This is a genomic window from Saccharomonospora marina XMU15 (genome assembly GCF_000244955.1).
GTDB lineage: Bacteria > Actinomycetota > Actinomycetes > Mycobacteriales > Pseudonocardiaceae > Saccharomonospora_A > Saccharomonospora_A marina.
This window is the reverse complement of record NZ_CM001439.1, coordinates 2063476-2090432: the sequence shown is the minus strand read 5'-3', so window position 1 is coordinate 2090432 and position 26957 is coordinate 2063476. Positions and strand designations below refer to the sequence as shown.

Here is a 26957-nt window from a genome sequence, read left to right as displayed (position 1 = left end):
GGACGGCACCGCTCCGATAACCAAGCAAGTGCTAGGTTTCCAACATGTGCCCGACAAGTCAAGATTGGAGTCGCGGTGAGTGAACTCGACTTCGCATCCCGTCAGGGTGCGGCGCTGGTGCTGGGGGCGGGCGGCGGGCTGGGTTCGGTGATCGCGCGGACACTGGCCGAACGCGGCAGTGCCGTGGCGCTCACCTACCGCCGCGACCGCGCCGGTGTCGAGCCACTGCTCGCCGAACCCCGTTTCGCCGCCAGGGCCTACCAGCTGGAACTGACGAACGCGCAGCGCTGCGCCGAGGTCGTCGCCCACGTGGCCGAGGACTTCGCAGGAATCCACACCCTGGTGTACGCGGCCGGGCCGCACGTGCCGATGACACACCTGAGCAAGGTGACACCGCAGCGGTTTCGCTGCCAACTACTCGACGACGCCACCGCACTGTTCAACGTGCTCTCGCCCGCACTGCCGCACCTGCGCACCGGCAGGGGCAGCATCGTGGCGGTGACCACGGCGGCCACCACCCGGTTTCCCGTGCGCGACGGCCTTTCCTCCGCGCCGAAGGCCGCCGTGGAGGCACTGGTCAAAGCCGTGGCGGCGGAGGAGGGTCGGTTCGGTGTGCGCGCGAACTGCGTCGGGCCCGGCATGCTCACCGACGGCATGGCGCGGCGACTGATCGACTCCGGCGACCTCGACGAGCGCGCGCTCGCGGCCGCGAGGGACAACATCCCGTTGCGCAGGTTCGGCAACGCCACCGACATCGCCGAGGCCGTCTGCTTCCTCGCCTCCGACCGCGCCGGGTTCGTCACAGGGCAGAAGCTGGACGTCGACGGCGGTTACGGGGTTTGACCGGCGAGTGCGAGGTTCGGCAACCGGCCTCAGCCGTCGCGACTGGACAGTGTGGCCAGCTTTCCCGGCAGGGTGTTGGCGAACGGCCGGTAGCGGGTGTTCTGGAACGCCGTGGCCAACCAGTCGTCGCCCTCGCGCAGGAACACGAAGGTGACCGAGGAACGGCGTTTGGCCGACGGCCGCGTGCGATCACCCTGCCACCGCATGACGATGCCACCGAGTGCGCACACCACGGCCACGTCGTCGGTGACGAACCGGATACTCGGCTGCTCCATGGTCATCCGCGAACCCTTCATGATCCCGCGAAACAGCGCGCGGTGACCGTCGGCTATCGCCTGCCTGCCCGCCATGCGGGTGCCGTCGAAAGCGGTGTAGTCGGCGTCCTGGCTGAACTGCCTCGCGTAGCCGTCCGCGTCACCCGCCGCCCAGGCATCGGCGATGCGGGAGAGGGCTTGGCGCACGCCGCGCTCGTCGCGCTGGTCGGTGCTGACTTGCTCCTGATCGCCCATCGAGCCTCCAACCCTATAGTTGAACAGGCTATACATTTTAGTCCACTGAACTAAATCGGCAAGGGCGACGTCACGGGAGGAAGTCACCGACCGGCCTGACCGGAGCCCGCGCGAGGGACCGCCCGCCTCACGACCGCAGAGGACGAGCGACCGCCCGCCGTCAGTCCTGGACCCGGCCCAGGATCTCCGCGGCCACCCTGCGGCCGGACTCCACTGCGCCGTCCACGTAGCCTGCCCACCTGGTCGCGGTCTCGGTACCCGCCCAGTGCAGCGGGCCCACGGGCCCTCGCAGCCACTGACCGAACCGCGTGAGCGTCATCGGCGTGGCGAACGCGCCGTAGCAGCCGCGCGTGTACTCCTCGGCGGCCCAGTCCCGCTCCACGTAGTGTGCGGGTCTGCCTGCCTCCGGCCCGAAGTAGGCGGCCAGATCCGCAAGCACCGCCTCCCGTCTGGCCTCGGCGTCCATGCGGGCAGCGACCTGGGCGTGGCGTGCCTCGAGGAAGCCGACCAGTACGGCCGGGCCACCGTCGGGTGGGCCGCCGTCGAACACGGTGCCCAGCATGCGCCGGTCACTGTTGGCCTGCCCGGAAAGGCCCCGCTGCCGCCAGAACGGCTCGTCGTAGGCGGCGTTGACCTTGATGGTCCACCCCATCGGCATGCGCTGCAGCAACTGTGCGCGCTCGGCGGGTAGTCCCGGCTCGAACCGCAGCCGGGCCGCCAGCGGCGGCGGCACCGCCACCACCACCTGTTTGGCCCGCCACTGCCGCCTGCCCGCACGGACCCGGGCGCCGTCCTCGGTCCAGCGGATCTCGCTCACCGGTGCCGACAGCACGACGCGCTCACCGAGTTCGGCCGCCATCGCCGTGGCGACACCCTGCATGCCACCGGTGACCCGATCCTGCTGCGCACCGCCGGTCGTGTTGATGAGCGAATCGATTCCGCCACCTGAGTGCAGGTAGAACTGTGCCCACAGCGCCGAGATCTCCTCCGGATCGGCACACCACACCGCCTCGGTGACCAGCCGGAAGAACGCCCTTGCGGTGGCGGTGCGCACGTTGCGGCGCAACCAGGTGGCAAGCGTCTGCCCGTCGATACGAGCGGCGCCCGGCGCCAGCCAGGGTGACTCCAGCGGCACCCGGCGCGCCGCCCGGTCCAGCCGCGCCTGCGCCTGCCCGATGTCGGCCAGCACCAGCGGGTTCAGCCTCGGAACCCGGCCCGAATACCGCAGCGTGCGACCACCGAGTTCGGCCACCTTCAGCCCGGTGTCGTAGGTCGGGTAGGTGTCCAGCGCCAACTCGTCCAGCAGGCGCCGTAGCCGGTCCTGGCCAGGACCGATCCACTGGCCACCGACCTCGACGAACTGCTCGGTGCCGGGCAGTCCCGCGTTGAGCACGCGGCCACCGACCCGGTCACGCGCCTCGGCGACCACGACTTCCTTGCCCGCCGCCACCAACTCACGGGCCGCGGTCAACCCCGCGATGCCCGCACCCACGATCACGACATCCGGCACCGTTCACCCACCTCGTTCCCACGGCGACGCCGGTACCACTATGCCGCATCCCGCGTCGCGAACCCCGGAGCCTCCGCGCGAGCTCAGTTGAGTATTCCCACCGCCCACATGAGCATGACCAACACGATCCAGATCACCAGCGCGACCAGGACGCGCAGCCACAGCCGTTTCAGCATCAGACTCCGAGGTTGTCGAGCACGAGTAGCACCGAGAGGAAGCCGAAGAACAGGAACGAGATCGCGAGCACGGCCAGCCGCACCCCGCTGATGCGCAGCGGCTTCGGCAACGCCTTCCGGTTCAGCAACATGAGCAGTCCGGAGTAGATGAACATCTGCACGCCCGCGATGGAGGAAGAGATGACCACGAGCAGGAACGGCTGGTCCACACCGGACATCAGGATCACCGAACCGACCAGGATCATCAGCCACACGAACGCGGCGTAGATCTTGCTCTCCGACCAGAACTGGCTGTCCTTGAGCGCGTTCACCTTGAGTTGGTCGGCAACAAGCCTGCAGGTGTAGTCGATGATGCCGAGGTTGGTCGAGAACAGCGCCACGGTGGCGGCCGCCCAGAAAGCGGTGCCGAACCACGGTGCCACGCTGTCCTGCAGCGCCTGGCCCTCAACTCGCAGGAAGTCCAGATCCTGGGCCCCCACTTCGCCCACCGGCAGCGTCGAGTAGGCCAGCACCGACAGGATCACCAGTGACAGCACACCGATCACGAAGAAGGTGATGAACTGCTCGATGTTCGCGACCTTCCACCAGCCGCGCCAGCGGCGCATGTTCTCCTCGTCGGTCGGGAACATGTAACCGATCGAGGGCCGCGCCTCCTCGTGTCCGGTGATGGGCGAGACGATCCTGGGCATCCGCAGGCCCATTCCCATGCCCTTGTCCCGGATGTAGTTGCTCTGCACGAGGTTGTTCGCGCCGCCGGCGCCCGCGAACGCCAGCGCGCCGAGCAGCAGGGCGATGCTCAGGCCCTCGTGGCCGAGCGGGAAACCCATGTCCCCGATGCCCTCGGTGACCAGGGCGCTCCATGCCTCGCCGGTCGTGGCCACCGGGATAGCGACCACCACGAACAGCATGATCAGCCCCACCAGCACGCCCTGGATCTTCTCGACCCACTGGTAGACCACCGGTGACAGAGTCAGCGTGATGCCGATAGCGATCAGCGCGGCGATGGTCATCGGGACGATCGGAGCGTCCTCGCCGAGACCGAGCGCGAACGACGCCGTCGTGGAGGCACCCGTGGCCCACCCCGGCCAGAAGTTCTGCAACAGCGCGAAGACGATGAACAGCCACCACCACGGCTTCCACAACCGGGCGAACCCGGTGATCGCCGATTCACCTGTGGCAAGCGTGTAGCGCTCGATCTCCATGTTCAGGAAGAACTGGATACCGAACCCCACGACGGCCGCCCAGATGAAGATGAACCCGATCTGGGAGGTGATGTAGGGCCACAGCACCGCCTCGCCCGAACCGATCGCGGTCGCGAGGATGATGACGCTCGCCCCGGTGATTCGGCGCAACGGGACCGGTTCCGGAAGATCCCGGAACTCCACTGCTGGCAGGTACTTGCTCGGAAGTGTGGTTTGGTCTCGCCCGGGACCAGTCTTCTCCGCCATACGGCTGCCTCATCTCGCCGTCGAGATTCACTTTGAGCCGGGAGCGCAAGCGCCCCGATAGAGTGACGGTCGTCACCCAGCGGTGTCAATAGCGATCTTGACTGACTTGCCCGGCGACTCGAGCGGTGGTCTAGGCCGATCGAGGCAATCCGGGCAAGTCCGGCAGCGGCAGCCTGCGGAGTCCGTTCGCGGTCCCGTCACCAGGCGTGTCACCAGTCCTGTCACTTCGTGCCGGTACCGACGTTGATCGAGGTGTGCAGCACCGCCTCCGGCGCTGCGCCCGAGCGTTCGCGCAGCACACCGTCCAACACCCCAAGCGCGTCGGCCCGTTGCTGTTCGGTCAGGCCGGCGACCAGCCGGGCGCCGATCGGATTGCTGGAGGTCACCAGCTTCCACAGCCGAGTGGCGGAGTCGACGGTCAGCCGCCAGGTAATGGTGCGCACGGACACGTCGCGCAGCCCGGCATCGACCAGCCTGCGACGCAGCACATCGGGTTGCGCCAACTGGAACGGCGGTGGTGGCGGGTCCGTCGGCAGCCCGGCGAAGTCGGGCACCACCGCACGGACCGCGCTGACGAAGAAGCCGAGGAACTCCGCCTCCCGCAGGTCGCCGAACGCGGAGATCACGACCGTGCCGCCCGGCCGCGTCACGCGCACCAGTTCCGCGAGCCCGGCATCGACATCGTCGAACAGCGACACCCCGTGCTGCGAGACGGCCGCGTCGAAGCTGTCGTCGGGCAGGTCCAGCGACTGCCCGTCCATGACGGCGGTGTCGATACCCGCCAGACCCTCCGCTCGGGCACGAGCGGTGAGCCTTTCGAGCATCTCCCCGGAGATGTCGACGGCGAGCACGCGGGCACCACGACGGGCAGCGGGCAGGCTGAGCGCGCCGCTGCCGGAGGCGACGTCCAGCAACCGGGTTCCCGGGCCGAGGTCGAGCGTGCGGATGATCTCCTCGCCGTGCCGGACGTTCTCGGGAGTGACGTAGCGGTCGTAGCCGGAGGCGATCGAGTCCCACGCGTCCCGCTGTGTCGCGCTGTTGTGCTTCGTGGTCTGAGTGGTCTGAGTGTTGTGTGTAGTCATCGTTGTTCTCCTTCCTGTACGAATCGGGAGATGGCCGACGCGGTCGGCTCGGGGTGGCCGAGCCAGGGCGCGTGTCCGCCAGGCACGGCCGCCAGCCGCCCTCGGGCAATCAGCTCGGCCACCGCGCTGACCGTCGCGACCCGGCCGACGGGGTCGTGCCTTCCCCACACCAGCAGCGTGGGCACCGACAGCCGCCCCAGTTCGGACCGGCGCAACCGCGTGCGCGCCCGAAATCCCGAGGCCGAAAGCAGTGCCAGCGGCGAGACGATGACGCGGACCTCCCGCCGGTCCACCATCGCGGCCACCGGGTCACGTCCGTGGGCCACGAGCAGGTCGATCAACTCCGGGTGCTCATCGATCGCGGCCCGCTCCCCCATGAACCGGGCGAACCGCCGCACCGAAGCCTCGGTGGGAGGAATCCTTGCCAGCAGGTCACCGAGGCCGGGGGTTGCCAGCAGCCGGTACGGCAGCGGGGCACAGGTGCCGGGCAGGGCGGGCGCTGCGATCAGCACCAGCCGCCGCAACCGGTCGGGACGGTCGAGCGCGTACCACAGCGCCCACACGCCTCCCATCGAATGGCCCACGAGCGCGGCGGGCACCACGTCCAGCGTGTCGAACAACCGGTCGAGCCAGCCAACGGCCGCCGCGCGGTAACCGTGCCGCGGCAGGTCGACAGGATCGCTCAGCCCCTGTCCCGGCCGGTCGGGCGCGATGACGCGGAACCCGTCCAGTAGCCGCAGCAGCGGCGAAAGGAACGGTGCCGAGCTGCCCGTGCCGTGCAGGCACACCACGGGTGGCCCGAAACCGCTTTCGAGCAGGTTGACCCGCGACCCGCCGGCCAGCTCGACCGAGCGGCGTCGCAGGCGCGAGCCGTCGTACGCGCGCCGGTACGCCCGCGACGGTTCGGCGCGACGGACTCCGGTGGCTTCGACACCGGGATGCTGGTTCATCGCCCGCCTCCTTCGCGTCTTCGCTGTCGAGAAGGCCAGCGTCGCTCGCCGGGGGCGGGCAACACATCGGTCGGACCAACCAAATCCGCGCCGAAGCGGGATGGGTAGTTCTGTGTAGGCGTAGGCGCGTCTATGCGAGGCCGTGGCGGTAGGCGTAGGCGGTGGCCGCCGCGCGGGAGGACACCTCGAGCTTGCCGAAGGTGTTGGCCAGGTGCCTGGCCACGGTCTTCTCGCTGAGCACCAGCGAGCGCGCGATCTCGGCGTTGGTCGCGCCCGTGGCGACCAACCGCAGCACCTCAAGCTCACGCCTGGTCAGCGAGCCCGGTGCTCGCTCGGGCGCTCGTCGGGCGAGCTCGCGTACCCGCTGCAGCGCGGGTGCGGCACCCACCCGCTCGAAGACCCGGCGGGCCGCGTCCAGCTCCAGCTCCGCGCTGTCGTGGTCGGCCAGTTGCCGGTACGCCTGCGCCATCCGCAGCCGGACGCAGGCGGCCTCGTAGGGCAGATCGAGCCGCTGCCACGCGGGCCAGGTTCGCCGGAGTTCGGCGCAGGCCGCGGCCGGGTCGCCCTCACAAAGCGACACCGAGCCACGCGCGTAACCCACCACCGCGCGCAGGTACGGCATGTCGAAGGCCTCGGCGATGTCGGCGAGTTCGGCCGCGGCGGACCTGGCCGAGGAAACCTCCCCCGCCGCGAGCGCGATCTCGACGTCGGCGAGCAGCACCCTCGCGCGGTCCGCGGTGCCGCGCGCCTCCTCGACCGCGGTACGGATCGCGGCGAGCGCGTGCTGCGTACGGCCCTGCGCCAGCCGCAACAACGCCAATCCCGGCTGCACCGAGTGACCTTCCGCGCTGGCCCTGCGGTAGCTGCGCTCGGCCTCGCCGAAGTCGCCACGTAACCGCTGCAGTTCGCCCAGCTGGTAGTAGGCCATCCCGAGCGCCGGATCCCCCGGCGGGTCGGCCAGCCGCTCGCAGGCGCGCCGGACCTCCGTCATGGCCTGCGACCACTCACCGCGCGACTGCATGATTTCCGAGCGGTGCACAAGACACTGCCCTCGGTAGGCCTTCAGGTCGGGCTGCTCGGCACACCAGCGGCTCAGCGCGGCAGTCCACTCCCCTGCCCGTTCCAGGTCGAACAGCTTGCGGCAGGTCAGGATCACAGCGCAGTAGATGATGCCCGAGGGGATGGCCGAAACCTCTGCCGCGGTGACCGCGACCATCGCCTCGTCCAGCAGATCGGTGCCGGTGCCCGGCTGACCGGCGAGGATGAGTGCCTGTCCCCTGCCGAGGTTTCCCAGCGCACGCAGGTCAGGGTCGCCGAACCGCTCGGCCGTACGAACCACGTCGGCGAACACGGCCTCCGCGCTGTCCCCGTCGCCCCGCTCCAGCGCTTCCAGCCCGGCCGGGATGCGCAGGTAGCCACACTCCACGCAGTCACCGGCAGCACCGGCGAGCCGCCGCGCCCGCGCGAGCCAGCCGCCGCCCCTGGCGTGCTCGCCGCGTTGCAGGAGCGTGACCCCCAACCAGAACGCCGACCTTGCGGCGTGGCCCGGCGCGCCTTGCCCCGCCCAGGTCTGACTCGCCGATGCCCACGACTGGGCGGCGGTGGCCTCCTCACCGGTGAGGAAGGCGGCGACGCCGAGCCGGTCCAGGTCGGCGGCGGTCAGCGGGTGAAGCGCGCCCGCCGCGGAAAGCTGCCTGCGAGCCTCTCCCCATGCCCCGCGCAGGTAGGCGGTGCGGCCCAGCGCGAGTGGGTCGCGCGGGGCCGTCTCGGTGAGCTGAACCGCAGGGCGCGAACCGCTGCGCCTTCCACCGGTCACTGCCCCAGTCTCGCGCATCACCGCGAGCCGGGGAAGTGCCGTGGTCGATCGTTTTGGCTGGTCAGACGTTGACCTTGGCGGGCAGCTCCGCCGCTGGCTCCGGCGGCAACGGGCGGCTGCGCGGCGCGCCGGTGCGGGCGTGCGTGGCGTACAGCGTGAGCCCGACGAAGGTCAGGCCGCCGACGAGGTTGCCGACGACGGTGGGGATCTCGTTCCACACGAAGTAGTCGGCGATGGAGAAGTCGCCACCGAGCATGAGACCGGAGGGGAACAGGAACATGTTGACCACCGAGTGCTCGAAGCCCATGTAGAAGAACACCAGGATGGGCATCCACATCGCGATCACCTTGCCCGACACCGAGGTCGACATCATCGCGGCGACCACCCCGGTGGACACCATCCAGTTGCACAGCACGCCCCGGATGAACAGCGTCAGCATCCCGGCGCCGCCGTGGTCGGCGTACCCCACGGTCCGCGACGCGCCGATCTCGCCGAGCTTCTGCCCGACCTCGTTGGGGTCCATGGAGAACCCGAACGTCACGATGACCGCCATCATCAGCGCCACGGTGAGCGCGCCCGCGAAGTTGCCGACGAACACCAGACCCCAGTTGCGCAGCACCGAGCGAACCCGCACACCGGGTCGCCTGTCGATCAGCGCGAGCGGCACCAGCGTGAACACACCGGTGAGAAGGTCGAAGCCCAGCAGGTAGAGCATGCAGAACCCGACAGGGAAGAGCAGCGCGCCGACGAGCGGCTGGCCGGTCTGCACGGTGATGGTGACCGCGAACGCCGCCGCCAGCGCCAGGATCGCACCCGCCATGTACGCGCGGATGACGGTGTCACGGGTGGACATGAAGACCTTCGACTCGCCTGCGTCGATCATCTTCGTGGCGAATTCCGAGGGATTCAGATATGACATGAAGTAGCTCTTTCGCAGCAGGGGCCGGGGACGGCGGCCTCGAAAACCCGAGGCCACAACCGGGTTCGCAACGAGAGTCTCGGTATCCGACGTTTCCGGCCTGTGACAGGGCTGCGAGCATCGGGTCACATCGGCCTCACAGCGCGCCCGCGTTCCGCTCGGCTCGTGTTGCGTCGCCGTAACAGCCGAGCGTCGGCCGCGAGAACCCACCGTGCGGATGTGAACTTCTCGTGACGGCACCGGCGCGCGGATGGCTTCCCCTCGGGTCGGCGGCGAGTCTGGGGGCATTCACCCGCCCGGAAGGAGCACGCCGATGACCCCGATCATGAGCAAGTCCGACGCGGCCGAGTTGATCGTCGCCGCGCGAATCCGGCGCGGCCTTTCCTGGTCGGAGCTCGCGGACAAGCTGGGCGCGCCGGTGGTGTGGACCACTGCGGCGCTGCTCGGTCAGCACCCGATGACCGAGGAGCAGGCGCGGCAGGTCTGCCAGTTGCTGGAACTGGACGAGCCGGTCGCGGAAAGCCTGCGGTCGCAGCCCTACCGCGGCGGCGGCAAGGAGGCGCTTTCCGACCCCACGATCTACCGCTTCGTCGAGGCGCTGGCGGTCTACGGGCCCGCGTTGAAGGAACTGATCCACGAGGAGTTCGGCGACGGCATCATGAGTGCCATCAACTTCCGGGTGGACCTCGCCCGCAGGCCGGATCCCGAGGGCGACCGGGTGGTCGTCACCTTCGACGGGAAGTTCCTCGACTACAAGTGGTGAGGCCGGGCCGGTGTCGCCGACCCGGCCGCTCGGCTACGACCCCGCTACCGAAAGCAGCAGGTCCGCGAGTTCCTTCGGTGCGGTGACCATCGCCTCGTGGCCGGTGCCGATGTGGTGCACCGGCCAGCCGCGCGAGGCCGCCCGCTCGGCGTGCGGCCGGAACGCCCGCATCCAGTCGACGCACTCGATGAACTCGGCGGGAACGCCGCCGACCGCTCCGCTCAGCCGCAGCGGTTCGGTGTAGGTCAGCCACGGGTGCGGCGTCAGTCGCGGCGTGAGCCATTCCAGATCCGCCTCCTCGCTGACCCCGAGCACGCTCAGCGAACGCACCGGGATCAGCCAGCCGAACCCCGGCCCGGCCACCGACTCCCGGTAGTGCCCTGCGATGGTCTCCGGCAGCAGGTCGATCGCCGCGTCCGCGTCGTCCCCGACGAACGCGTCGAGATACACCCGCTTGGCCAGCCGCGTGGGGACCTGGTCGGCGACGCCGGTGACGACCTGCCCGGCGTAGCTGTGCCCGACCAGCGTGACCTCGGTGAGGTCGTAGGCCTGCAGCAACGCCACGACGTCCTGGACGTGCGTGCCCAACCCGACCGAGGGGTTGAGCAGGTGCGCACGGTCGCTGACGCCGGTGAGTGTGGGCGTGTGGACCTCGTGCCCTGCCGCCCGCAGCGCAGGCGCGACACGCTGCCACACCCAACCGCCGTGCCAGGCTCCGTGAACCAGGACGAAGGTGCTCATGCGGGTGCTCCCTCGCCGTCGCCGAGATCCTCGAACAGCGCCAGCGCGGCCGCGGTGTTCGACGCGGGGACATGGTAGGTGTCGTGCACGCGCAGGATCTTGTCACTCAGCGCGCCGCGCATCACCAGCCACATGATCAGCTCGATGCCCTCGGTGCCCGCCTCCCGGACGTAGTCCTCGCGGCTCAACGCGGCCAGCGCCTCCGGGTCACCCTCCACGGCCTCCAGGAACATCCGGTCGAAGCGCTCGTTGATCAACCCGGCTCGCGCGCCCGCCAGCTGGTGCGACATGCCGCCGGTGCCGAACACGGCGACCTTGAGGTCCTGCGGGAACGACCGGATGGCCCTGCCGAGCGCCTTGCCGAGCGCGTAGCAGCGCGCCGCGGTGGGCTGCGGGTACTGGATGACGTTGACCAGCACCGGCACCACCGCGCACGGCCACGCCTGGCCCGGGTCCGGGTAGGCCACCGAAAGCGGCACCGTCAGCCCGTGGTCGACGTCGAGCCGGTGGATGGTCGTGATGTCGAACGAGGAGTCGATCAACTCGGTCACCAGGTGCTCGCTCAGCTCGGGCGCGCCCTTCACCGGCGGCACCGGCCTGCGGCCCCAGCCCTCGTCGGCCACGGCGTAGGACTCGGCGGTACCGATCGCGAACGTCGGCACCATGTCCAGGTCGATGGAGTTGGCGTGGTCGTTGTAGACGATCACCGCCACGTCCGGCTTGTGTTCTGCCAGCCACCGGCGCGCGGGCTCGTACCCGTCGAACAGCGGCTTCCAGTAGGGGTCCTCGGTCTTGTGGTTGTCCATCGCCGCACCGATCGACGGCACGTGCGAGGTGGCGAGTCCCCAGACGACCCTAGCCAAATTTCCGCCCTCCCGAACGCATGGCCGCGGTGAACTCCTCCGCCGACATCCCAGTGAAGACCCCACCGAGGTACTGCATCGACTTGTTGTCCAACATGGCCAGCTTGAACGTGTAGAAGATCGAGCCGCCGAGTTCCAGCATCGCGGTCCAGTCCCGTTCGAGGACGGCCTTCTTCTGCTCCGGCGTCAACCCGTACGCGTCGCAGTAGGCGGCCTCGTCCTCACCGAACCGCCTGCGGTTGTCCTCGTCCTTCAACGAACCGCACAACCGGTTCAACGCATAGCCTCGCCTGCTGGCCCGCAGGTCCAGCACATAGTCGTCACGGGCCTTGGTCATGCTCACTCCCTTCCGGAACCGGTCGTGGTCAGTTCGGGGTCCGCGCGGCGCGCGGCTTCGTGCTCACGCGCCGCGCGGATGGTCTGGGCGAGCAGGGTGGCGATGGTCATCGGCCCCACCCCTCCGGGAACGGGAGTGAGGTAGGACGCGCGCAGCGCGGCCGCCTCGTACTCCACATCGCCGGTGTTGTCGGCGTATCCGGCGTCCACGACGACGGCACCTGGCTTGATCCAGCCTCCCCGGATGAGTCCGGGCCGCCCGACGGCGGCGACCAGCACGTCGGCACGCGCCACGTGCTCGGCGAGATCGGTCGTGCGGGAGTGGCAGTAGGTGACCGTCGCGTCGCGCCCTAGCAGCAGCATGCCGACGGGCCTGCCGAGGATGGCACTGCGGCCGACCACCACGGCGTGCTTGCCCGCGAGCGGAATGTCGTAGGCATCCAGCAGCGCCATGATCCCGCCGGGCGTCGCCGAGTTGAAACCGCCTTCGCCGAACGACATGGTGGCGAAGGAGGTGCGGGTGACACCGTCCACGTCCTTCGCCGGGTCGATGGCCTCGAACGCGGCGCGCTCGTCGAGGTGGCCGGGTACCGGGTGCTGCAACAGGATGCCGTCCACCTCGGGATCGGCCGACAACTGCCGCAGGTGCCCCACCAGCGTGTCGGTGGTGATGTCGCTGCCGAGCCGCACCTGCCGCGAGCGCATACCGACCTTCGCGCAGCGATTGGCCTTCATCCGCACGTAGGTGTGCGAGGCCGGGTCGTCTCCCACCAGCACGGTCGCCAGCATCGGCACCCGGTCGAACGATTCGACGAAGTCGGCGACCTCGCCGCGGACCCGGTCGAGGATGGTGGCGGCCACGGCGCGCCCGTCGAGAACTTGTGCGTTCACTGCCGACTCCTAGAACACCACGGTCGTGTTGCCGTCACGGATGACCCGGTCCTCGCAGTGCCACGCCACGGCGCGGGAGAGCACGAGTCGCTCGACATCGGCGCCCTTGCGTTGCAGTTCCCGTACCGACTCGTCGTGCGAGACGCGGATCACGTCCTGCTCGATGATCGGTCCCTCGTCGAGGTCCTCGGTCACGTAGTGCGCCGTCGCGCCGACGAGCTTCACACCGCGCTCCTTCGCCCGTTGGTAAGGGCTCGCGCCCATGAACGCGGGCAGGAAGGAGTGGTGGATGTTGATGACGGGGACGCCGACCTCCTCCAGGAAGTCGCCGGAGAGGATCTGCATGTAGCGGGCGAGCACCACGAGGTCCACATTGCCCTTGAGCAGGTTGAGCTGTTCCTTCTCCGCCGCGGCCTTGTTGCCCCTGTCCACGGGTACGTGGAAGAACGGGATACCGAAGCCGCGCACGTCGTCGCTGAGGTCGGAGTGGTTCGACACCACCATCGGGATGTCGATGCCGAGCTCACCGTCGCGTTGCCGCCACAGCAGGTCGAGCAGGCAGTGGTCGGCCTTGGACACGAAGATCGCGACCCGCTTCCTGCGCTTCGCCTCGACCAGCCGGAACTGCATCCCCAGTTCCTCACCCAGCTTGGCCTCCAGCGCCTCGTTGAGGCGTTCCAGCTTCGCCGAAAGGTCCGGCAGGTGGAAAACCGACCGCTGGAAGAACCGGCCACCGGACGGATCACTCGAGGACTGTGCCAGCGAGACGATGTTCGCGCCGTGCTCGGTGAGGATGCCCGAAACACTGGAGACGATCCCCGGCCGGTCCGCCCCCTGCACGATCAGCCTGCCGAGGTCGGCGTCGTCGCGCTGCTTCATGATCGATCCTCCTTTCCCGACAGCGAGGCCAACAGCTGCTGCCGCCACCGCTCGGTCCCCCGCAGTTCGTTGAACGTGAAGATGTGCAGCCCGCGAATGTTGCCGCCCGACTTCGGCGCCGACGCGGCGAGCCGCTTGGCGAGCCTGGTGGGGTTGTAGCCGCCCGGCAGCAGGAACCGCCACAGCAGATTCTGCTGCTTGCGTAGGAAACGCGCCGACTGTCCCAACCCGATTCCCGCGGAGATCCGGACGAGCTTCTGCCGGTTCACCGGGCCGGGAATGCCCACGTGGACGGGAAGGTCGATGCCCGCGGCCGCGATGCGGCCCGCCCAGGACGCGGTTGTGTTGGCGTCGAAACAGATCTGGGTCAGGATCCGGGTCGCCATCGGTGCCTTCTGCTTCAGCGCGAGCTCGACCGACTCGTCCGGGATGATCGCGTGCCCTTCGGGGTAGCCGCCGATACCGACGTGTTCGAAGGGGTGCCGCGCGGCCTCCATCGCCTGTAGCAGCGAGTAGGCGTCCGGGTACGGCCCGGCGGGTTCCGGTGCGTCACCACCGACCACGAACACCGACCGCGTACCCGCCGCCCGCAACCGGTCCACCACCTCCGCGACGTGGCTCTCGCCGGTGAACTGCCGCGCGGGCAGGTGAGGTGCCACCTGGTAGCCGTGCCGCAGCAGCTTCTCGGTGAGTCCCAGCGTCGTGTCGATTCCCTTCGCCTCGGTGACGGTCACGGTCAGCGGGACCTCGGTCGGCACGTGAGAGAGCACGGCTTGCTCGGTGTTCTTGAACGGCATCACTTCGTAGCTGATGTTGCGTACCAGTTCGGCGAGCTGCGAACGCCGGCGGCGCGGGCCGGCAACCTCCTGCTGGGTGGTCATGGTTTCCTCGTCTGTTCGCGCGGGCCTCGATGCTTCACGTGGCGGGCACCACTGGCACCGCCCTGTCTTCAGTAGACCCGAACGCCACGGTGCTTTTCGTGCGGCATCGGGGCCGAGTTGACCGCGACAAATGACCGAGCGGTCGTGGCGGCCTCGCCGGGCCGCGCGGCCTGGCATCGTCATGGCGACAGCACCGGTCGCGTGACCCCGCCCGCATCGGCGACGGCGTGGAAGGAACCGGTGACGATCACCGGAAGGTCCGGTTGCGACAACGCCACCGCGCGGCGCAGCGCCTCGGCCATCCCGGGCGCGACGATCACGCGCACGCCCTCGTGCACGGCGGCCGCCGCGATCTGGGCGGCGGGCGCGGGCACGGCTGAGCCTGCCTGCTGCCCCTCGGTCCGGAACTGGGTCGCCACCACGGCGCCTGCGTTACCGGCCAGCGCCGCGACGCCTGCGAGCAGGTCCTTGCCCTGCTTGCAGGCCAGCACCCACACCGGGGCACGACCGGGCCAGTTCCGCGCGACGGTGTCGGCGAGCGAGGCGAGTTTCATCGCGTTGTGCGCGCCGTCGAGGATCACCGGGTGGCCGTGCCAGTCGCGGCGCTCCCACCTGCCGGGCAGCCGGGCCTCACGCAGGCCCTGTTCGGTTCGGCGCGGGTCCAGCCGCCAGCCGTCCCTGGCGGCGAGGTGCCGCACGGCGCGCACCGCGAGTCCGGCGTTGACCCGCTGGTGCTCGCCCGGCACGGCGAGTTCGAGCCCGCGGGGCAGGCAGGCCGCGAGTTCGGCGGCGGCGAGTTGTTCGAGTCGGCAGTCACGCAGCGCCGCCTGGGCGGCGAGGGTGGCGGCCACCTCGGGGCCGCCACGCAACGCGAAGGCCGTACCGCTGCGCGGCAGGATGCCTGCCTTCTGCGTTGCGATCTGCGGCAGCGTGTCGCCCAGCACCGCCGTGTGGTCCAGCCCGATGGCGGTGATGACGGCCAACTTGTCCGATCGGGTCACCGTGTTCGTCGCGTCGTACGAGCCGCCGAGTCCCGTCTCGATCACCGCGTAGTCCACGGCACGCTCGCTGAACAGTCGAAACGCCGCCGCGGTGGCGGCCTCGAACATCGTGACCTGGCCCAGTGAGCCCTGGCTGACCACGCGTTCCTGGTGGCGGACGGCGTCGAGTGCCGCCGCGACGGCGTGGCCGGGCGCGGGCGCACCGTCGAGCAGAAACCGCTCCAGCAGCGTGTGCGCGTGCGGGGAAAGGTAGGTGCCCACCGTGTGGCCGTGCGCGCGCAGCAGCGCGGTGACGAACGCCGATACCGAGCCCTTGCCCGCGGTTCCGGCGACGTGCACGGTGCGCATCGAGTCCTGCGGGCTGCCGAGCAAGCTGAGCAGCATCCTCGCCCTGCGGCGGCCCGCCGCCGCGGTCATCACCGTGCCGCCCGACGAAGGCAGTTCGGTGAGCAGGTAGCGGGCCACGTCGTCGAGATCGGCGATGGGCGCACCGGGTGCGCGCCGCGTTGTTTGCGTGGCCGTCATCGCCCCTCCGGCGTTTCGGGAAAGCGGTGGGGATCTCGCCCTGCGCCTACGCTATGTTCTTGTCGGCTCGCCCCGGCACGGCCTGATGACCGTCGCGGAATGGACATCCCGCCGGATCGGCTACGTCAAACGACGTATCACAGACAGGGCAGCGGGACGTCACGATCGCCGCCGCGCGCTCCTACTGTCCTCGGTAACGGCCGAGGACTGCAGAGGAGATGCCGGGGATGAGTTCATTGCTGGTGGTCAGCGCCCACGCGGGTGACTTCGTGTGGCGAGCGGCAGGAGCTATCGCGCTGGCGACGGCTCGTGGTGACCGGGCCAAGGTGCTGTGCCTTACCTACGGCGAGCGTGGCGAGTCGGCGAAGGCGTGGCGCGAGGGCAAGCAACTGGAGGAGATCAAGCAGCTGCGCCGTGCCGAGGCGACCAACGCCGCCGAGGTGCTCGGTGCCGAGATCGAGTTCCTCGACGCGGGCGACTACCCGTTGCTGGAGACGCCGGAGCTGATCGACCGGATCGTGCGGGTTTATCGCGAGGTCGAACCGTCGGTGGTGCTGACGCACCCGCTGGTCGATCCGTACAACCAGGACCACCCCGCGGCGGCGCGCATGGCGCTGCACGCCCGGGTGCTCGCGCAGGCCGTCGGCTACGACGCACCAGGCGATCCGCTCGGCGCGCCACCGGTGTTCTTCTTCGAGCCGCACCAGCCCGAGCAGTGCGACTTCAAACCGGATGTGCTGCTGGACATCACGTCGGTGTTCGACGCCAAGCGCAAGGCGATGGAGTGCCTGCCCGCGCAGCAGCACATGTGGGACTACTACACCGATCTCGCCAAGCGTCGCGGCGTGCAGCTCAAGCGCAACGCCGGTCCCAACCTCGGGCTGCCGCACAACACCATGGGCGAGGCCTACATGCGGCTGTACCCGCAGGTGACCGAGGTGCTGGCATGAGAAGCGTCGTCGTCACCGACCCGCCGAAGGCGGACCTGGACAAGGTCACGAAACTGGCAGAGTACGGCGTGGCGACGGTGCACGAGGGTTTGGGACGCACCGGTTTCCTCGGCACCGGGCTTCGCCCCACCCACCTCGGCTCGCGCATCGGCGGCACGGCCGTCACCGTGCTGTCCTGGCCCGGCGACAACCTGATGATCCATGCGGCCGTGGAGCAGTGCGGCCCCGGTGACGTGCTGGTGGTGACCACGACCTCGCCGTGCAGCGACGGCATGTTCGGTGAGCTGTTCGCGACCGCGCTGCAACTCCGTGGCGTGCGAGGGCTGGTCACCACCGCAGGTGTTCGCGATGTGGCCGAGCTGCACGCGATGGGCTTCCCGGTGTGGGCGGGCGCGGTCAGTGCACAAGGGACTGTGAAGGCCACCGCGGGTTCGGTCAACGTGCCGATCACCGTCGGCGGCCAGCTCGTGCGCCCAGGCGACGCGATCCTGGCCGACGACGACGGCGCGATGGTCGTGCCCCGGCAGGACGTCGACCGCGCGCTCACCTCGGCGCAGGCCCGCATCGACAAGGAAGAAGCCACCCGGCAGGCATTCCGGGACGGCCAGCTCGGCCTCGACCGTTACGGCCTGCGCGCCAAGCTGAGCGAGCTCGGTGTCGAGTACGTGACCGCCGAGGAGTACGGGAGCTGAACCAACTGGCGAAACCGCACCTGCTTACCAACGACCACCTTCCTCTGCTGTCCCGGCGACGGCGCCGATCGAGAACAGGAATGAAATGAAAGCGAAGAATCTGCAGGAAGTACTTGACCAGGCGGGCAACACCGTGGAGCTGCTGCGCAACTCGCAGCTCGGTGCCTACATCTACCCGGTGGTCCCTTCGGAGTTCACCAACTGGCGCCGCGAGGTCAAGGCCTGGACGAAGACGGCGGTGCTGTTCGACCAGACGCACCACATGGTGAACCTGTTCATTTCCGGACCGGACGCCCTGCGGCTCATCTCCGACACCGGAATCAACAGTGTCGAGAAGTTCGAAGTGGACAGCGCGAAGCAGTTCGTCCCGGTCTCGCCGGAGGGTGGTGTCATCGGGGACGGAATCCTGTTCCGGCTCGCGAAGGAGGAGCTCGTCTTCGTCGGCCGCGCACCCGTGGCGAACTACCTGACCTTCCGCGCCGAGACCGGGGGCTACAACGTCGACGTCCGCCGTGACGAGCGCTCGCCGTCGCGGCCGTACGGCAAGCCGGTGACCCGCGACGTGTGGCGGTTCCAGATCCAGGGCCCCAACGCGTGGCAGGTCATCGAGAAGGTCAACGGCGGCCCTGTGGAGAAGGTCCGCTTCTTCCGCATGGGATACATGAACATCGCGGGCGAGCGCGTTCGCACGCTGCGACACGGCATGGCGGGCGCGCCCGGCCTGGAGATCTGGGGCCCGTACGAGAGCTACTTCAAGGTTCGCGACGCCATCCTGGAGGCGGGCCGCGAGTTCGGCATCGAGCCGGCCGGAGCCCGTGCCTACTCGTGCAACACCCTGGAGTCCGGCTGGATTCCTTCACCGCTGCCCGCGGTCTACTCCGGCGAGGGACTGCGCCCGTACCGCGAGTGGCTCGGCGCGGACAGCTACGAGGCGAACAACGCGCTGGCGGGCAGCTTCGTCTCCGACAAGATCGAGGACTACTACCTCAACCCGTGGGAGTTGGGCTACGGCTCGTTCGTGAAGTTCGACCACGACTTCATCGGGCGCGACGCGCTGCAGGCCCTCGATCCGGACCAGCAGCGCCGCAAGGTGACGCTGGCGTGGAACGCCGAGGACGTCGCCAAGCTGCTGTCCTCACCGATCGACCCGGACGGCCCCGGCTACCAGTTCTTCGATCTGCCCAATGCCAACTACGGCTCGTCCAACTTCGACTCCGTGCTCGACGCCGACGAGAACCTGATCGGGCTGTCGCTGTTCACCGGCTACAGCGCCAACGAGCGCGCGGCGCTGTCGCTGGCGACGGTGAACCCGGACGTGCCGCTCGGCGCCGAGGTCCGGGTGGTGTGGGGCGAGCCCGACGGCGGCAGCCGCAAGACCACGGTTGAGCCGCACGAGCAGCTCGCCGTGCGTGCCATCGTCAGCCCCGCGCCGTACTCGGTGATGGCTCGGGAGAGCTACCGGCCGGGCTGGCGCACCACCACGGCCTGACGGCAGCGGTGCCTTCGTGGGTGGTGACCGTGGTGACCTGCCCGGTCGCCACCCACGGGCCCGTCACCGCGTGAGGAGCTGCTCGCGCAGGATGTCGGCGTGCCCGCAGTGCTGGGCGAGTTCGCGAAGCACGTGCAGATACACCCAGCGAAGCGGCAACGGCCCGCGCCGGTTGCCGTACACCAGGTCGTCCAGCTGCAGCGCCGCCGTCGCACGCCGCGAGGCAGCACACGCCTGGAGATGCGCCCGCTGCACGCTCGCGATGGTGTCCTGCTCTTCGAGGACGAACGACTCGTCCGGCGTGGCGGGAATGCCGATCTCTTCACGTGGCCTGCGGGTGATGGCCTCGTCGAACCAGACCTGCTCCACGAAGGTCGCGTGCTTGACCAGCCCGAGCAGCGTGGTCCGCGACGGCACCAGCGATCGGCGCGCCTGCTCCTCCGTCAGCCCGTCAAGGCAGCCGTTGATCAGGTCGCGGTGCTCGTCGAGGAAGGCCTCGAACTGAGCACGGAAGGGCAGGCCGGTCACCGCCTCCGAGCGGATCACAGGTTCGGAAGGCATGCCCGGATCATCGCAGCCGGCACGGCCGGGTAGTCACCAGACGAGCAGTTCGTGGCGCAGGTTGCCGGTCGCGGAGATGGTGGCGAGCACGGCCGCGAGGCTCGGTAGCCAGCGCTGCCTCGGATCGGGCTGGACCCGCCAGCGAGCGAGCGCGTTGGGGTTGTGCTCGTCGGGCAGCGGCACCGTCGACCCTGCCGCAAGCACCTGGACGCCCTCGGGAAGCGGCGCCTCCGCGACGGCGAAGTCGTCGGTCTCGACGAGCAGCACGGTGACCATCTCTCGCCGCGTCGGCAGTGTCAGCGCCGGACCGTCGCAGCCCTGCCTTGCCAGGCTCGCCAGCACGGCATCCGAGATCCGCCTCGGCACCACCACGGCGCCCACACCTGAACCGGTCACGAGCCGCAGCCCGCCACGGTCCCACTGCACCGGCCAGCCGAACGTGCCCCGGTAGTCCACCCGAGACTGCTGCGGGGCCGTACCCACCTCCTGGCTCATGGCGTTCCTCTCTCCTGCGGCACCTCGTCGTCCACAACGATGGCATGCTAGTGGCACTGAGTGCCATTAGCAATGGTCCGCCTGCTACTGTTTGTGAACATGCGCGCCGAAACACCGACAGCACCGCGCCAGCGGGCGGGCCGCACCGTCGCGGGCCGCCGCAGACTGCGCCGGGCGCTGACGCGGGCCGCGATCGACCTGTTCCTCGAGCGTGGCTACGACGCCACGACCGTCGACGACATCGCGGCAGCGGCGGGTGTGGGACGGCGGACCTTCTTCCGGTACTTCCGGTCGAAGGAGGACGCCATCTTCCCTAATCACGACGAACTCCTGGTCGACATCGAGCGCAAACTCGCCGACACCGACCAGCGGCGTGACCCGCTCGAGGCGGTGTGCGAGGCGGTGCGGCTGGTGCTCGATTTCTACCTGGACGACCCGGAGGTCTCGCTGAAGCGCTACGCACTCACCCGCACGGTGATGTCGTTGCGCGACAAGGAGGTCGCCAGCGTCGATCGCTACCAGCGAGTCTTCACCCGGTACCTGCGGGCCCGCTTCCACGCGGCGGGCGACCCGCTGGCGGAGATGCGGGCGCCGATCGCGGGCGCGGCCGTGGCCGCGGCACACAACCACGTGCTGCGGCAGTGGCTGCGCGGCGACGGCGCCGTGGACGCCCACGCCCTCGCCGACAAGGCGTTCGCCATGGTCATCGACGCCTACTCCGCCTGCGTTCACGCCGATCGCGAGGCGGCCGAGACGGGCACGGACACGGTGGTCGCCGTGTTGCGCACCTCGACGCCCGCGACCGAGGTGGCACGGCTGCTCGATGCCTCACTGCGGCCGCCGAGCGGTCAGGACGACCGGCCGTAACGGCACGGCGTGCCATTACGGAGCCTGCTCCCGCGCCGCCGCCGTCCTCCGATCGCGTTCCACGGCGGTCACACCGGCGGAGTCGGACGAGCGGCCGGGCGAGCGGCCGGGCGAGCACAGCCACCGGATCAGCGCGGTGAACAGCAGTCCCGCGGTGAGCGCGCCACCCGCGACCCGCGCCCAGTGACCCGCGACGAACTCACGCGCGGTGGCGCGCAGGAACTCCGCCGAATGCGTACCGACCGGGTCCACGAACATGATCTCGTTGCGTGGCCAGAACCAGACCATGGAGAACAGCAGTTCGAAGCAGAGGTAGGCGAGCGCCGCACCGAGGACGTACCAGCGGATCGCCTTGCTGCGCCAGGTCGACAGCACCGTGACGGTTCCGGTCAGGATGATGAGAAACCCCAGTGGAGGAAAGAAGTCCGACGGACTCCCCTCGACCATGAACTCCCGTGCCAGCACCAGCGATCGCGGCGGGTCGTGGAAGATGTTCGGGTAGAGCATGAAGGTCTCACCGAGGACGGCTCCGAACGAGACGGTCGTGGCCACGGTCAGGCCGATCAGTAGAGCGGTGACGAGTCTGCGCATGGCCGAAACGCTATGCCGCCTCGGCTGGCAGGCCATCCCGCCGAAGTCGTCGCCGATGTCGCCCTCCGGCGACCCCGTTTCGACCCGGCGATCGACTCACAGCGACAGTCCCGACGGCTCGCGGTTGCCGTACGAGTGGTCCCCCGCTCAACCGGCTGCGCCCGGACTCACCAGTCCGCTCTCGTAGGCGATCACGACGAGTTGGGAGCGGTCACGCGCGTTCAGCTTGGAAAGCAGCCGGGAGACGTAGGTGCGGGTGGTCGCGGGCGAGAGGAACAGCGCCTTGGCGATCTCCTGGTTGGACAGTCCCACGGCGACCTGTTTGAGGACTTCCTTCTCCCGCTCGGTCAGGCCACGCAGCCGGTCAGCGGAAAGCGAGGGCCGTGGCGCCTCGGCCAGCGACCGCATCACCGTCCGGGTAACGCTCGGCGACAGCAGTGAGCCGCCCTCGGCGACCACCCGGACCGCCCTTCTGAGCTCGTCCGGTGACACGTCCTTGAGCAGGTATCCCGACGCGCCGCTCCGGATCGCCTCGATGACGAGCTCGTCCTCCTCGAAGGTCGTGAGCACCACGACCCGTACCGAACGCAGCGCGGGGTCGGCCACGATCTGCCTGGTGGCCTCCAACCCGTCCAGCTCGGGCATCCGGATGTCCATCAGTACGACGTCGGGGAGCAGTTCGCGCACCCTGCTCAGCCCGGAGCGGCCGGTGGCCGCCTCTGCGACGACAGCGATGTCGCCGTCACGCTCGGCGAGTGGCTTCAACCCGGCACGGACCAGTTCCTGGTCGTCGACCAGCACGACGCGGATCATGTTCGTAGTCTCGCCGGTATCCGCGCTCGCACGACGAACCCCCCGGCTGTGCCGTTGCGAGCGCTCAGGGTTCCACCCAGCAAGGTGACACGCTCGGTCATCCCGGCGATCCCGTGGCCGTCGCGGTCCTGGGCCGCCACGCTGCCTCGACCGTCGTCGGCGACCTCCACCTCGAGTTCGTCACCCGCCATCCGTACTCGCACCCGCACGCAGGCGGCGTCGGCGTGCCGGATCACGTTGGTGAGCGCTTCCTGCACCACCCGGTACGCCGCGGCCGACACCGCACCGTCGACCCGCTCCGGGTCGGCGTCCATCCGCAGCTCCGCGACGACGCCCGCGTCGCGGGCCACGCGGCAGAGGTTCGGCAGCGCGGAAAGGCCAACGGCCTCCCGTTCGTCCGCGCCTGCGCCGGGCGTCCGCAGCAGCTTCACGGTGGCACGCAGGTCACGCATGGTGGTGGCGGCCGCATCGCGGATGCGCTGCACGGCGCGTGCCGCCGCGGCCTCGTCGTGGCCGATGGCCTCGGCCGCGACGTTGCCGTGCAGCACGATCACCGACATCCCGTGTCCGACCACGTCGTGCATGTCCCTTGCGATCCGCATCCGCTCGGTGTTCACCCTGTTCTCGGCCGCCAGTTCCTGCTCGAGCACGGTCAGCGCGTTCAGCCGCTCCTGCTGGGACCGCGCTTCGCGACGCAGGTGCACGCTGTAGCCGAAGGCGATCGCCGCGGCGACGAGCGCGACGTTGGTCAGGAACTCGTAGCTGGCGACGTACGCGGTGGGCAGCCCCTCCTCGATGCGGGCGTAGGCCGCGACCGCGGTGAGCACCACGCCCGCGATCGCGGCCGATCGGAGGTGGCTCCTCTCAGCGGCGGAGTAGAGGGCCGCGATGGCGGGTAAAGCGATCCCGATGGGCGGGAAGCCGAAGGTGTAGTAGGCGAAGATGCCGAGCACCGTCAGCCACAGCACCACCCTCGGGGCACGACGCCTGGCAAGGACGAGCACGCCGAATCCGGCGGCGAACAGGTAGGCCGCCGGTACGGCACGGCCGGTACGTTCCAGATCGGCGGCGATGACGACGGCCACCGCGAGCGCCATCGCCACCGCCAGCACGGCGTCGACCACCCGCGGGTCGACGCCGTCGGGCGAGGCGGGCTTCGCGCGTGGCATGGTGCCAGCCTAGGGCTCGCGCGGACGGCCGCAGCCGTTCCATGTCATCGCCCTGGCTCGCTTCCCGGCGACACCGGGCCCGTCAGGAGTCGACATCACCGGTCGACCCGGTTGGGATGTCCTCGCACGTCACCGCCCATAGCGTGCTGTCATGACGGCGAAATCACCCAGTCGGCAAGCGCCGAACTGGCCGCTCGGGATCGGGCTGGGGGCGCTCGGCCTGCTCTGGCCGCTCGCGGCGCTCACCGGGGTGTTCCAGACGCTGGGTACGCCCGTGACGGTGGCGCTGCTGGCTTGCGCCACCGCTGTTGCCTGGATCGGGTGCGTCGGGTTCAGTCGAACTCCCCGACCGGTGCTCACGCTTGCTGTGGCGGGCACGGTTCACGGGGTCGTGCTCGTCGCGCAGTCGTTGACGCTCGGATCGCACCCCGGCGCCGTCGACGGTGGCACGGCGGCCGTGGTGGCCCTGTTCGAGATCGCGCGTTCGGCGCTGCTGGGCACGCTCGCCGGACTGGCGGCCCTCGGGTTGCAGCTTGCGGGCGGAGGCCGCCGCTGAGCAGCTGGATCGGTGGAGCGGGCAGCACCACAGACTGTTGACGACTGACTGGTCAGCTGTCTATGTTAGCTCGGCACTGCCTCAAGATCACGTAGGAGCACGATGTCCGCATTCAGCCGCCGCCGCCTGCTCTCCGGTGCCGCCGCGACCGCCGGGCTGGCCGCGATGCCGATGTCGGCCTCGGCCTCGACCCGCGTTCCGGTGACGCGCGAGGAACACCGCGTGGTCATCGTCGGCTCCGGATTCGGGGGCGGCGTCACGGCACTGCGGTTCGCGCAGGCAGGGGTTGCCTCGCTGATCCTCGAACGCGGCATCCGGTGGCCCACCGGGCCCGACGCCGAGACCTTCCCTCGCGTGACGACGTCTCCTGACAAGCGGATGTTCTGGCTGGGGTCGGGCCCTTCGCTGTTCGGGATCTCCGTGCCGCCCTTCGAGCGCTACACCGGGTTACTCGAGCGCGTTCCCGGTCACGGTATGGACATCATGTGCGCCGCGGGCGTTGGCGGCGGCTCGCTGGTGTACCAGGGCATGACCCTGCAACCCAGCGAGGAGGTGTTCAACGCCAACCTGCCCGAGCGACTCGACTACTCGCGCATGGACAGCGTGTACTACCCAAGGGTCGCGCGGATGCTGCGGTTGGAGACCGCGCCGGAGGAGTTGGTCAACAGCAAGACCTACCTGCCTTCGCGCATCTTCGCCCGCAACGTCGAACGAGCGGGCTACGCGCTGGAGAAGGTCCCGATGCCGATCGACTGGACCTACGCGCTGCGCGAGTTGGCGGGCGACATGAAGCCCTCATACACCAACGGGGATTGTGCCTTCGGGGTGAACAACGGCGGCAAGCACTCGGTCGACGTCACCTATGTGGCAGCGGCCGAGGCAACCGGCCTCGCGCGAGTGGCGATCCTGCACAACGTGACCGACGTGGCGATGGCCGCCGACGGTCGCTGGCAGGTGTTCGTCGACCGCATCAGCACCGACGGGACCGTGCTGGAAAAGAAGATCATCACCGCGAAGGCGCTCGTCATGGCGGCGGGCACCGCCAACACCACCAAACTGCTGATGCGCGCCGGAGCCAAGGGCGCGATCCCCGACCTACCCGACGGACTGGGCACCAACTGGGGATCCAACGGCGACCGCATCTACTTCTGGACGAACCTGGCCGACGACTTCGGAGCGCCCCAGGGCGGGCCGGTGGTGTACTGCAGCAAGGAATGGGACGACCCCGGCACGGCCAACACGATCATCCAGGCCTCGATCCCGCCGCTTCCCGACCTCCGCTCCACGATGCTGGTCGGCTACGGCGTCAGCGAGGGCCGAGGCCACTTCGTGTACGACTCGACGCGTGACGACGCCGTGCTGCGATGGCCCTTCGACGGCGACGGCGTGCTGTACCAGCGCATTCAGCAACGGGCCTGCGACATCGTCGGCCCGGGGTCCACGCTGCTCGACACCACCGCGGTGTACCCCTCCACCTGGCATCCGCTCGGCGGCGCCTCGATGGGCACGGTGTGTGACCTCGCGGGCCGGGTGCTCGGGCACCGCGGCCTCTACGTGCTCGACGGCGCGTTGCTGCCGGGCAACGCCGCCGCCTGCAACCCGTCGATGACGATCGCGGCCGTGGCCGAGCGGGCGACCGACGAACTGCTCGCCGAGGACGCGGGTGTGGTGTTTTGACGGTGGACGTACCCGCGCGCCGCTAGCCGTGAGGTCCGCGCAGGATCGAAGCGACGACCCCACCGTCCACCAGCAGGTCGGCGCCGGTGATGAACGTGGCTCGCTGGCCGAGCAGGAACTCCGCCGCGTCTGCGATGTCGTCGGGCGTGCCGACGCGGTTGGTCGCGGAGTTCTCGATCATCCCTCGTATCACCGCGCCGGACTCGCCCGCGAGTTCCTGCCTGCCCATCGGGGTGGACACGACACCGGGGCTGATGGAGTTGATCCGGGCATGCCGCAGGCCCCACGCGTTGGCCGCGGCACGGACCCGCAGGACGTTGGCCCGCTTGGCGATGCCGTAGGCGGCGCCGGGGTCGGTCAGCCGGTCGGAGGCCAGGAACGGCAACTCCAGCAGCCGCTCCGAAGGCGTCGTCGCCAGGGCCGCCTCCTGCTCCGGCGGCAGTGCCCCCATCAGGTGCGCCGCCATGCTGGCGATGATCACGGCCGCGCCGCCCGGCGCGACGACGGGCGCGAACTCGTCCAGCACCAGCGCCACGCCCAGCAGGTCTACCCGCAGGATGGCGGGCACCGTGGCCTGCACGGGTGAAAGGCCGGCGGTGTGCGCGAGGTGCGTGACCGTGCCCAGTTCGGCGGCGTCGTCGGCCAGTGAGGTCACCGACGCCGCGTCGGACACGTCGACGGTTCGCTCCCGCACGTCGTGGCCCTCGCCGCGCAGTTGCTCCGCGGCCTGTCGCAGCGTCTGCTCGTTGAAGTCGGCGAGCAGCACGGTCCTTCCACTACCGACGCGCCGGGCTATGGCCAGACCTATCCCGCCTACGCCGATGATGACCGCGACGTCCCTGTCCACCACGACCTCCGAAGCCGATCGAACCCGAACCAGGTCTCGACCGTACCGCCGCGGCCACCGTCCGGCAGGCGTCAGCGGCCGCGCCCCGGTCCCGCGCGAGTGAATCTGGCCACCGGT

At 69.6% G+C, this 26957-nt stretch carries 28 protein-coding genes; 8 read left to right on the top strand and 20 right to left on the bottom strand.

Annotated features, from left to right (window positions below):
• Positions 1 to 75 precede the first annotated feature (75 nt).
• Positions 76 to 843, top strand: a complete 768-nt coding sequence (locus tag SACMADRAFT_RS09925) for an SDR family NAD(P)-dependent oxidoreductase (protein ID WP_009153675.1) — start codon at positions 76 to 78, stop codon at positions 841 to 843.
• A 29-nt stretch (positions 844 to 872) separates the two neighbouring features.
• Here SACMADRAFT_RS09925 and SACMADRAFT_RS09920 read toward each other — a convergent pair whose 3' ends face one another.
• From SACMADRAFT_RS09920 to SACMADRAFT_RS09890, 7 genes are all read right to left on the bottom strand, one after another.
• A complete protein-coding gene (locus SACMADRAFT_RS09920; RefSeq protein ID WP_009153674.1) occupies positions 873 to 1352 on the bottom strand; it encodes an SgcJ/EcaC family oxidoreductase in 480 nt (159 codons plus the stop codon).
• Between the two features lie 160 nt (positions 1353 to 1512).
• Positions 1513 to 2862, bottom strand: coding sequence for a flavin monoamine oxidase family protein (locus SACMADRAFT_RS09915; protein WP_009153673.1), 1350 nt, complete (start codon positions 2860 to 2862; stop codon positions 1513 to 1515).
• A gap of 175 nt (positions 2863 to 3037) precedes the next feature.
• Entirely contained in the window at positions 3038 to 4486 is a 1449-nt protein-coding gene (locus tag SACMADRAFT_RS09910; protein ID WP_009153671.1) for an Nramp family divalent metal transporter, read from the bottom strand.
• 221 nt (positions 4487 to 4707) lie between these two features.
• Positions 4708 to 5568: a class I SAM-dependent methyltransferase gene (locus SACMADRAFT_RS09905; RefSeq protein ID WP_009153670.1), complete on the bottom strand. Its 861-nt coding sequence runs from the start codon at positions 5566 to 5568 to the stop codon at positions 4708 to 4710.
• Positions 5565 to 6518: an alpha/beta fold hydrolase gene (locus tag SACMADRAFT_RS09900; RefSeq protein WP_009153669.1), complete on the bottom strand. Its 954-nt coding sequence runs from the start codon at positions 6516 to 6518 to the stop codon at positions 5565 to 5567. The genes SACMADRAFT_RS09905 and SACMADRAFT_RS09900 overlap by 4 nt, the downstream gene beginning before the upstream one ends.
• A 130-nt stretch (positions 6519 to 6648) precedes the next feature.
• Complete coding sequence (locus SACMADRAFT_RS09895; protein ID WP_198285949.1) at positions 6649 to 8334, bottom strand: LuxR C-terminal-related transcriptional regulator; 1686 nt, start codon at positions 8332 to 8334, stop codon at positions 6649 to 6651.
• Positions 8335 to 8395: 61 nt separating this feature from the next.
• On the bottom strand, positions 8396 to 9253 hold the full coding sequence (locus SACMADRAFT_RS09890; RefSeq protein WP_009153667.1) for a formate/nitrite transporter family protein: 858 nt from the start codon (positions 9251 to 9253) through the stop codon (positions 8396 to 8398).
• A gap of 313 nt (positions 9254 to 9566) precedes the next feature.
• Here SACMADRAFT_RS09890 and cynS point away from each other — a divergent pair, with 313 nt between their 5' ends.
• A complete protein-coding gene (gene cynS, locus SACMADRAFT_RS09885) occupies positions 9567 to 10016 on the top strand; it encodes a cyanase (protein ID WP_009153666.1) in 450 nt (149 codons plus the stop codon).
• 33 nt (positions 10017 to 10049) lie between these two features.
• Here cynS and SACMADRAFT_RS09880 read toward each other — a convergent pair whose 3' ends face one another.
• The 7 genes from SACMADRAFT_RS09880 to SACMADRAFT_RS09850 form a co-directional block, all read right to left on the bottom strand.
• Positions 10050 to 10757, bottom strand: a complete 708-nt coding sequence (locus tag SACMADRAFT_RS09880) for an alpha/beta fold hydrolase (protein ID WP_009153665.1) — start codon at positions 10755 to 10757, stop codon at positions 10050 to 10052.
• On the bottom strand, positions 10754 to 11620 hold the full coding sequence (locus tag SACMADRAFT_RS09875) for a class III extradiol dioxygenase subunit beta (RefSeq protein WP_009153664.1): 867 nt from the start codon (positions 11618 to 11620) through the stop codon (positions 10754 to 10756). The genes SACMADRAFT_RS09880 and SACMADRAFT_RS09875 overlap by 4 nt, the downstream gene beginning before the upstream one ends.
• Entirely contained in the window at positions 11613 to 11957 is a 345-nt protein-coding gene (locus SACMADRAFT_RS09870; RefSeq protein WP_009153663.1) for a protocatechuate 3,4-dioxygenase, read from the bottom strand. The genes SACMADRAFT_RS09875 and SACMADRAFT_RS09870 overlap by 8 nt, the downstream gene beginning before the upstream one ends.
• A 2-nt stretch (positions 11958 to 11959) precedes the next feature.
• Entirely contained in the window at positions 11960 to 12847 is an 888-nt protein-coding gene (locus tag SACMADRAFT_RS09865) for a bifunctional 5,10-methylenetetrahydrofolate dehydrogenase/5,10-methenyltetrahydrofolate cyclohydrolase (RefSeq protein ID WP_009153662.1), read from the bottom strand.
• 9 nt (positions 12848 to 12856) lie between these two features.
• Positions 12857 to 13726 carry a formyltetrahydrofolate deformylase gene (purU, locus tag SACMADRAFT_RS09860; protein WP_009153661.1) on the bottom strand — a complete coding sequence of 290 codons (870 nt, stop codon included), beginning with the start codon at positions 13724 to 13726 and terminating at the stop codon, positions 12857 to 12859.
• Complete coding sequence (locus tag SACMADRAFT_RS09855; protein WP_009153660.1) at positions 13723 to 14607, bottom strand: methylenetetrahydrofolate reductase; 885 nt, start codon at positions 14605 to 14607, stop codon at positions 13723 to 13725. Before SACMADRAFT_RS09855 ends, purU begins: the two co-directional genes overlap by 4 nt.
• A 179-nt stretch (positions 14608 to 14786) precedes the next feature.
• Complete coding sequence (locus tag SACMADRAFT_RS09850) at positions 14787 to 16133, bottom strand: bifunctional folylpolyglutamate synthase/dihydrofolate synthase (RefSeq protein WP_009153659.1); 1347 nt, start codon at positions 16131 to 16133, stop codon at positions 14787 to 14789.
• 227 nt (positions 16134 to 16360) lie between these two features.
• Between SACMADRAFT_RS09850 and SACMADRAFT_RS09845 the strand changes: the two genes are divergently transcribed.
• From SACMADRAFT_RS09845 to ligM, 3 genes are all read left to right on the top strand, one after another.
• On the top strand, positions 16361 to 17083 hold the full coding sequence (locus SACMADRAFT_RS09845) for a PIG-L deacetylase family protein (protein ID WP_009153658.1): 723 nt from the start codon (positions 16361 to 16363) through the stop codon (positions 17081 to 17083).
• A complete protein-coding gene (locus SACMADRAFT_RS09840) occupies positions 17080 to 17775 on the top strand; it encodes a 4-carboxy-4-hydroxy-2-oxoadipate aldolase/oxaloacetate decarboxylase (RefSeq protein WP_009153657.1) in 696 nt (231 codons plus the stop codon). Before SACMADRAFT_RS09845 ends, SACMADRAFT_RS09840 begins: the two co-directional genes overlap by 4 nt.
• Before the next feature lie 85 nt (positions 17776 to 17860).
• Positions 17861 to 19264, top strand: a complete 1404-nt coding sequence (gene ligM, locus SACMADRAFT_RS09835) for a vanillate/3-O-methylgallate O-demethylase (RefSeq protein ID WP_009153656.1) — start codon at positions 17861 to 17863, stop codon at positions 19262 to 19264.
• Between the two features lie 63 nt (positions 19265 to 19327).
• On the opposite strand, the gene SACMADRAFT_RS09830 is transcribed toward ligM, so the two are convergent.
• Together SACMADRAFT_RS09830 and SACMADRAFT_RS09825 are read right to left on the bottom strand one after the other, a co-directional pair.
• Positions 19328 to 19825: a DinB family protein gene (locus SACMADRAFT_RS09830; protein WP_009153655.1), complete on the bottom strand. Its 498-nt coding sequence runs from the start codon at positions 19823 to 19825 to the stop codon at positions 19328 to 19330.
• 33 nt (positions 19826 to 19858) lie between these two features.
• Positions 19859 to 20320 (bottom strand): hypothetical protein, encoded by a 462-nt coding sequence (locus tag SACMADRAFT_RS09825; protein WP_009153654.1) that lies wholly within the window; start codon positions 20318 to 20320, stop codon positions 19859 to 19861.
• Positions 20321 to 20419: 99 nt separating this feature from the next.
• Between SACMADRAFT_RS09825 and SACMADRAFT_RS09820 the strand changes: the two genes are divergently transcribed.
• A complete protein-coding gene (locus SACMADRAFT_RS09820) occupies positions 20420 to 21187 on the top strand; it encodes a TetR family transcriptional regulator (protein WP_040926264.1) in 768 nt (255 codons plus the stop codon).
• 15 nt (positions 21188 to 21202) lie between these two features.
• Here SACMADRAFT_RS09820 and SACMADRAFT_RS09815 read toward each other — a convergent pair whose 3' ends face one another.
• From SACMADRAFT_RS09815 to SACMADRAFT_RS09805, 3 genes are all read right to left on the bottom strand, one after another.
• A complete protein-coding gene (locus SACMADRAFT_RS09815) occupies positions 21203 to 21778 on the bottom strand; it encodes a hypothetical protein (RefSeq protein ID WP_009153652.1) in 576 nt (191 codons plus the stop codon).
• Positions 21779 to 21925: 147 nt separating this feature from the next.
• On the bottom strand, positions 21926 to 22591 hold the full coding sequence (locus SACMADRAFT_RS09810; protein WP_009153651.1) for a response regulator: 666 nt from the start codon (positions 22589 to 22591) through the stop codon (positions 21926 to 21928).
• Positions 22588 to 23760, bottom strand: a complete 1173-nt coding sequence (locus SACMADRAFT_RS09805; protein ID WP_009153650.1) for a sensor histidine kinase — start codon at positions 23758 to 23760, stop codon at positions 22588 to 22590. Before SACMADRAFT_RS09805 ends, SACMADRAFT_RS09810 begins: the two co-directional genes overlap by 4 nt.
• A 151-nt stretch (positions 23761 to 23911) precedes the next feature.
• On the opposite strand from SACMADRAFT_RS09805, the gene SACMADRAFT_RS28490 reads away from it, so the two are divergent.
• On the top strand, positions 23912 to 24316 hold the full coding sequence (locus SACMADRAFT_RS28490; RefSeq protein WP_009153649.1) for a hypothetical protein: 405 nt from the start codon (positions 23912 to 23914) through the stop codon (positions 24314 to 24316).
• Positions 24317 to 24418: 102 nt separating this feature from the next.
• Positions 24419 to 25993 carry a GMC oxidoreductase gene (locus SACMADRAFT_RS09795; protein ID WP_009153648.1) on the top strand — a complete coding sequence of 525 codons (1575 nt, stop codon included), beginning with the start codon at positions 24419 to 24421 and terminating at the stop codon, positions 25991 to 25993.
• Between the two features lie 22 nt (positions 25994 to 26015).
• Here the strand turns inward: SACMADRAFT_RS09795 and SACMADRAFT_RS09790 are convergent, their stop codons facing one another.
• Positions 26016 to 26840, bottom strand: coding sequence for an SDR family oxidoreductase (locus tag SACMADRAFT_RS09790; RefSeq protein WP_009153647.1), 825 nt, complete (start codon positions 26838 to 26840; stop codon positions 26016 to 26018).
• Positions 26841 to 26957: the final 117 nt, after the last annotated feature.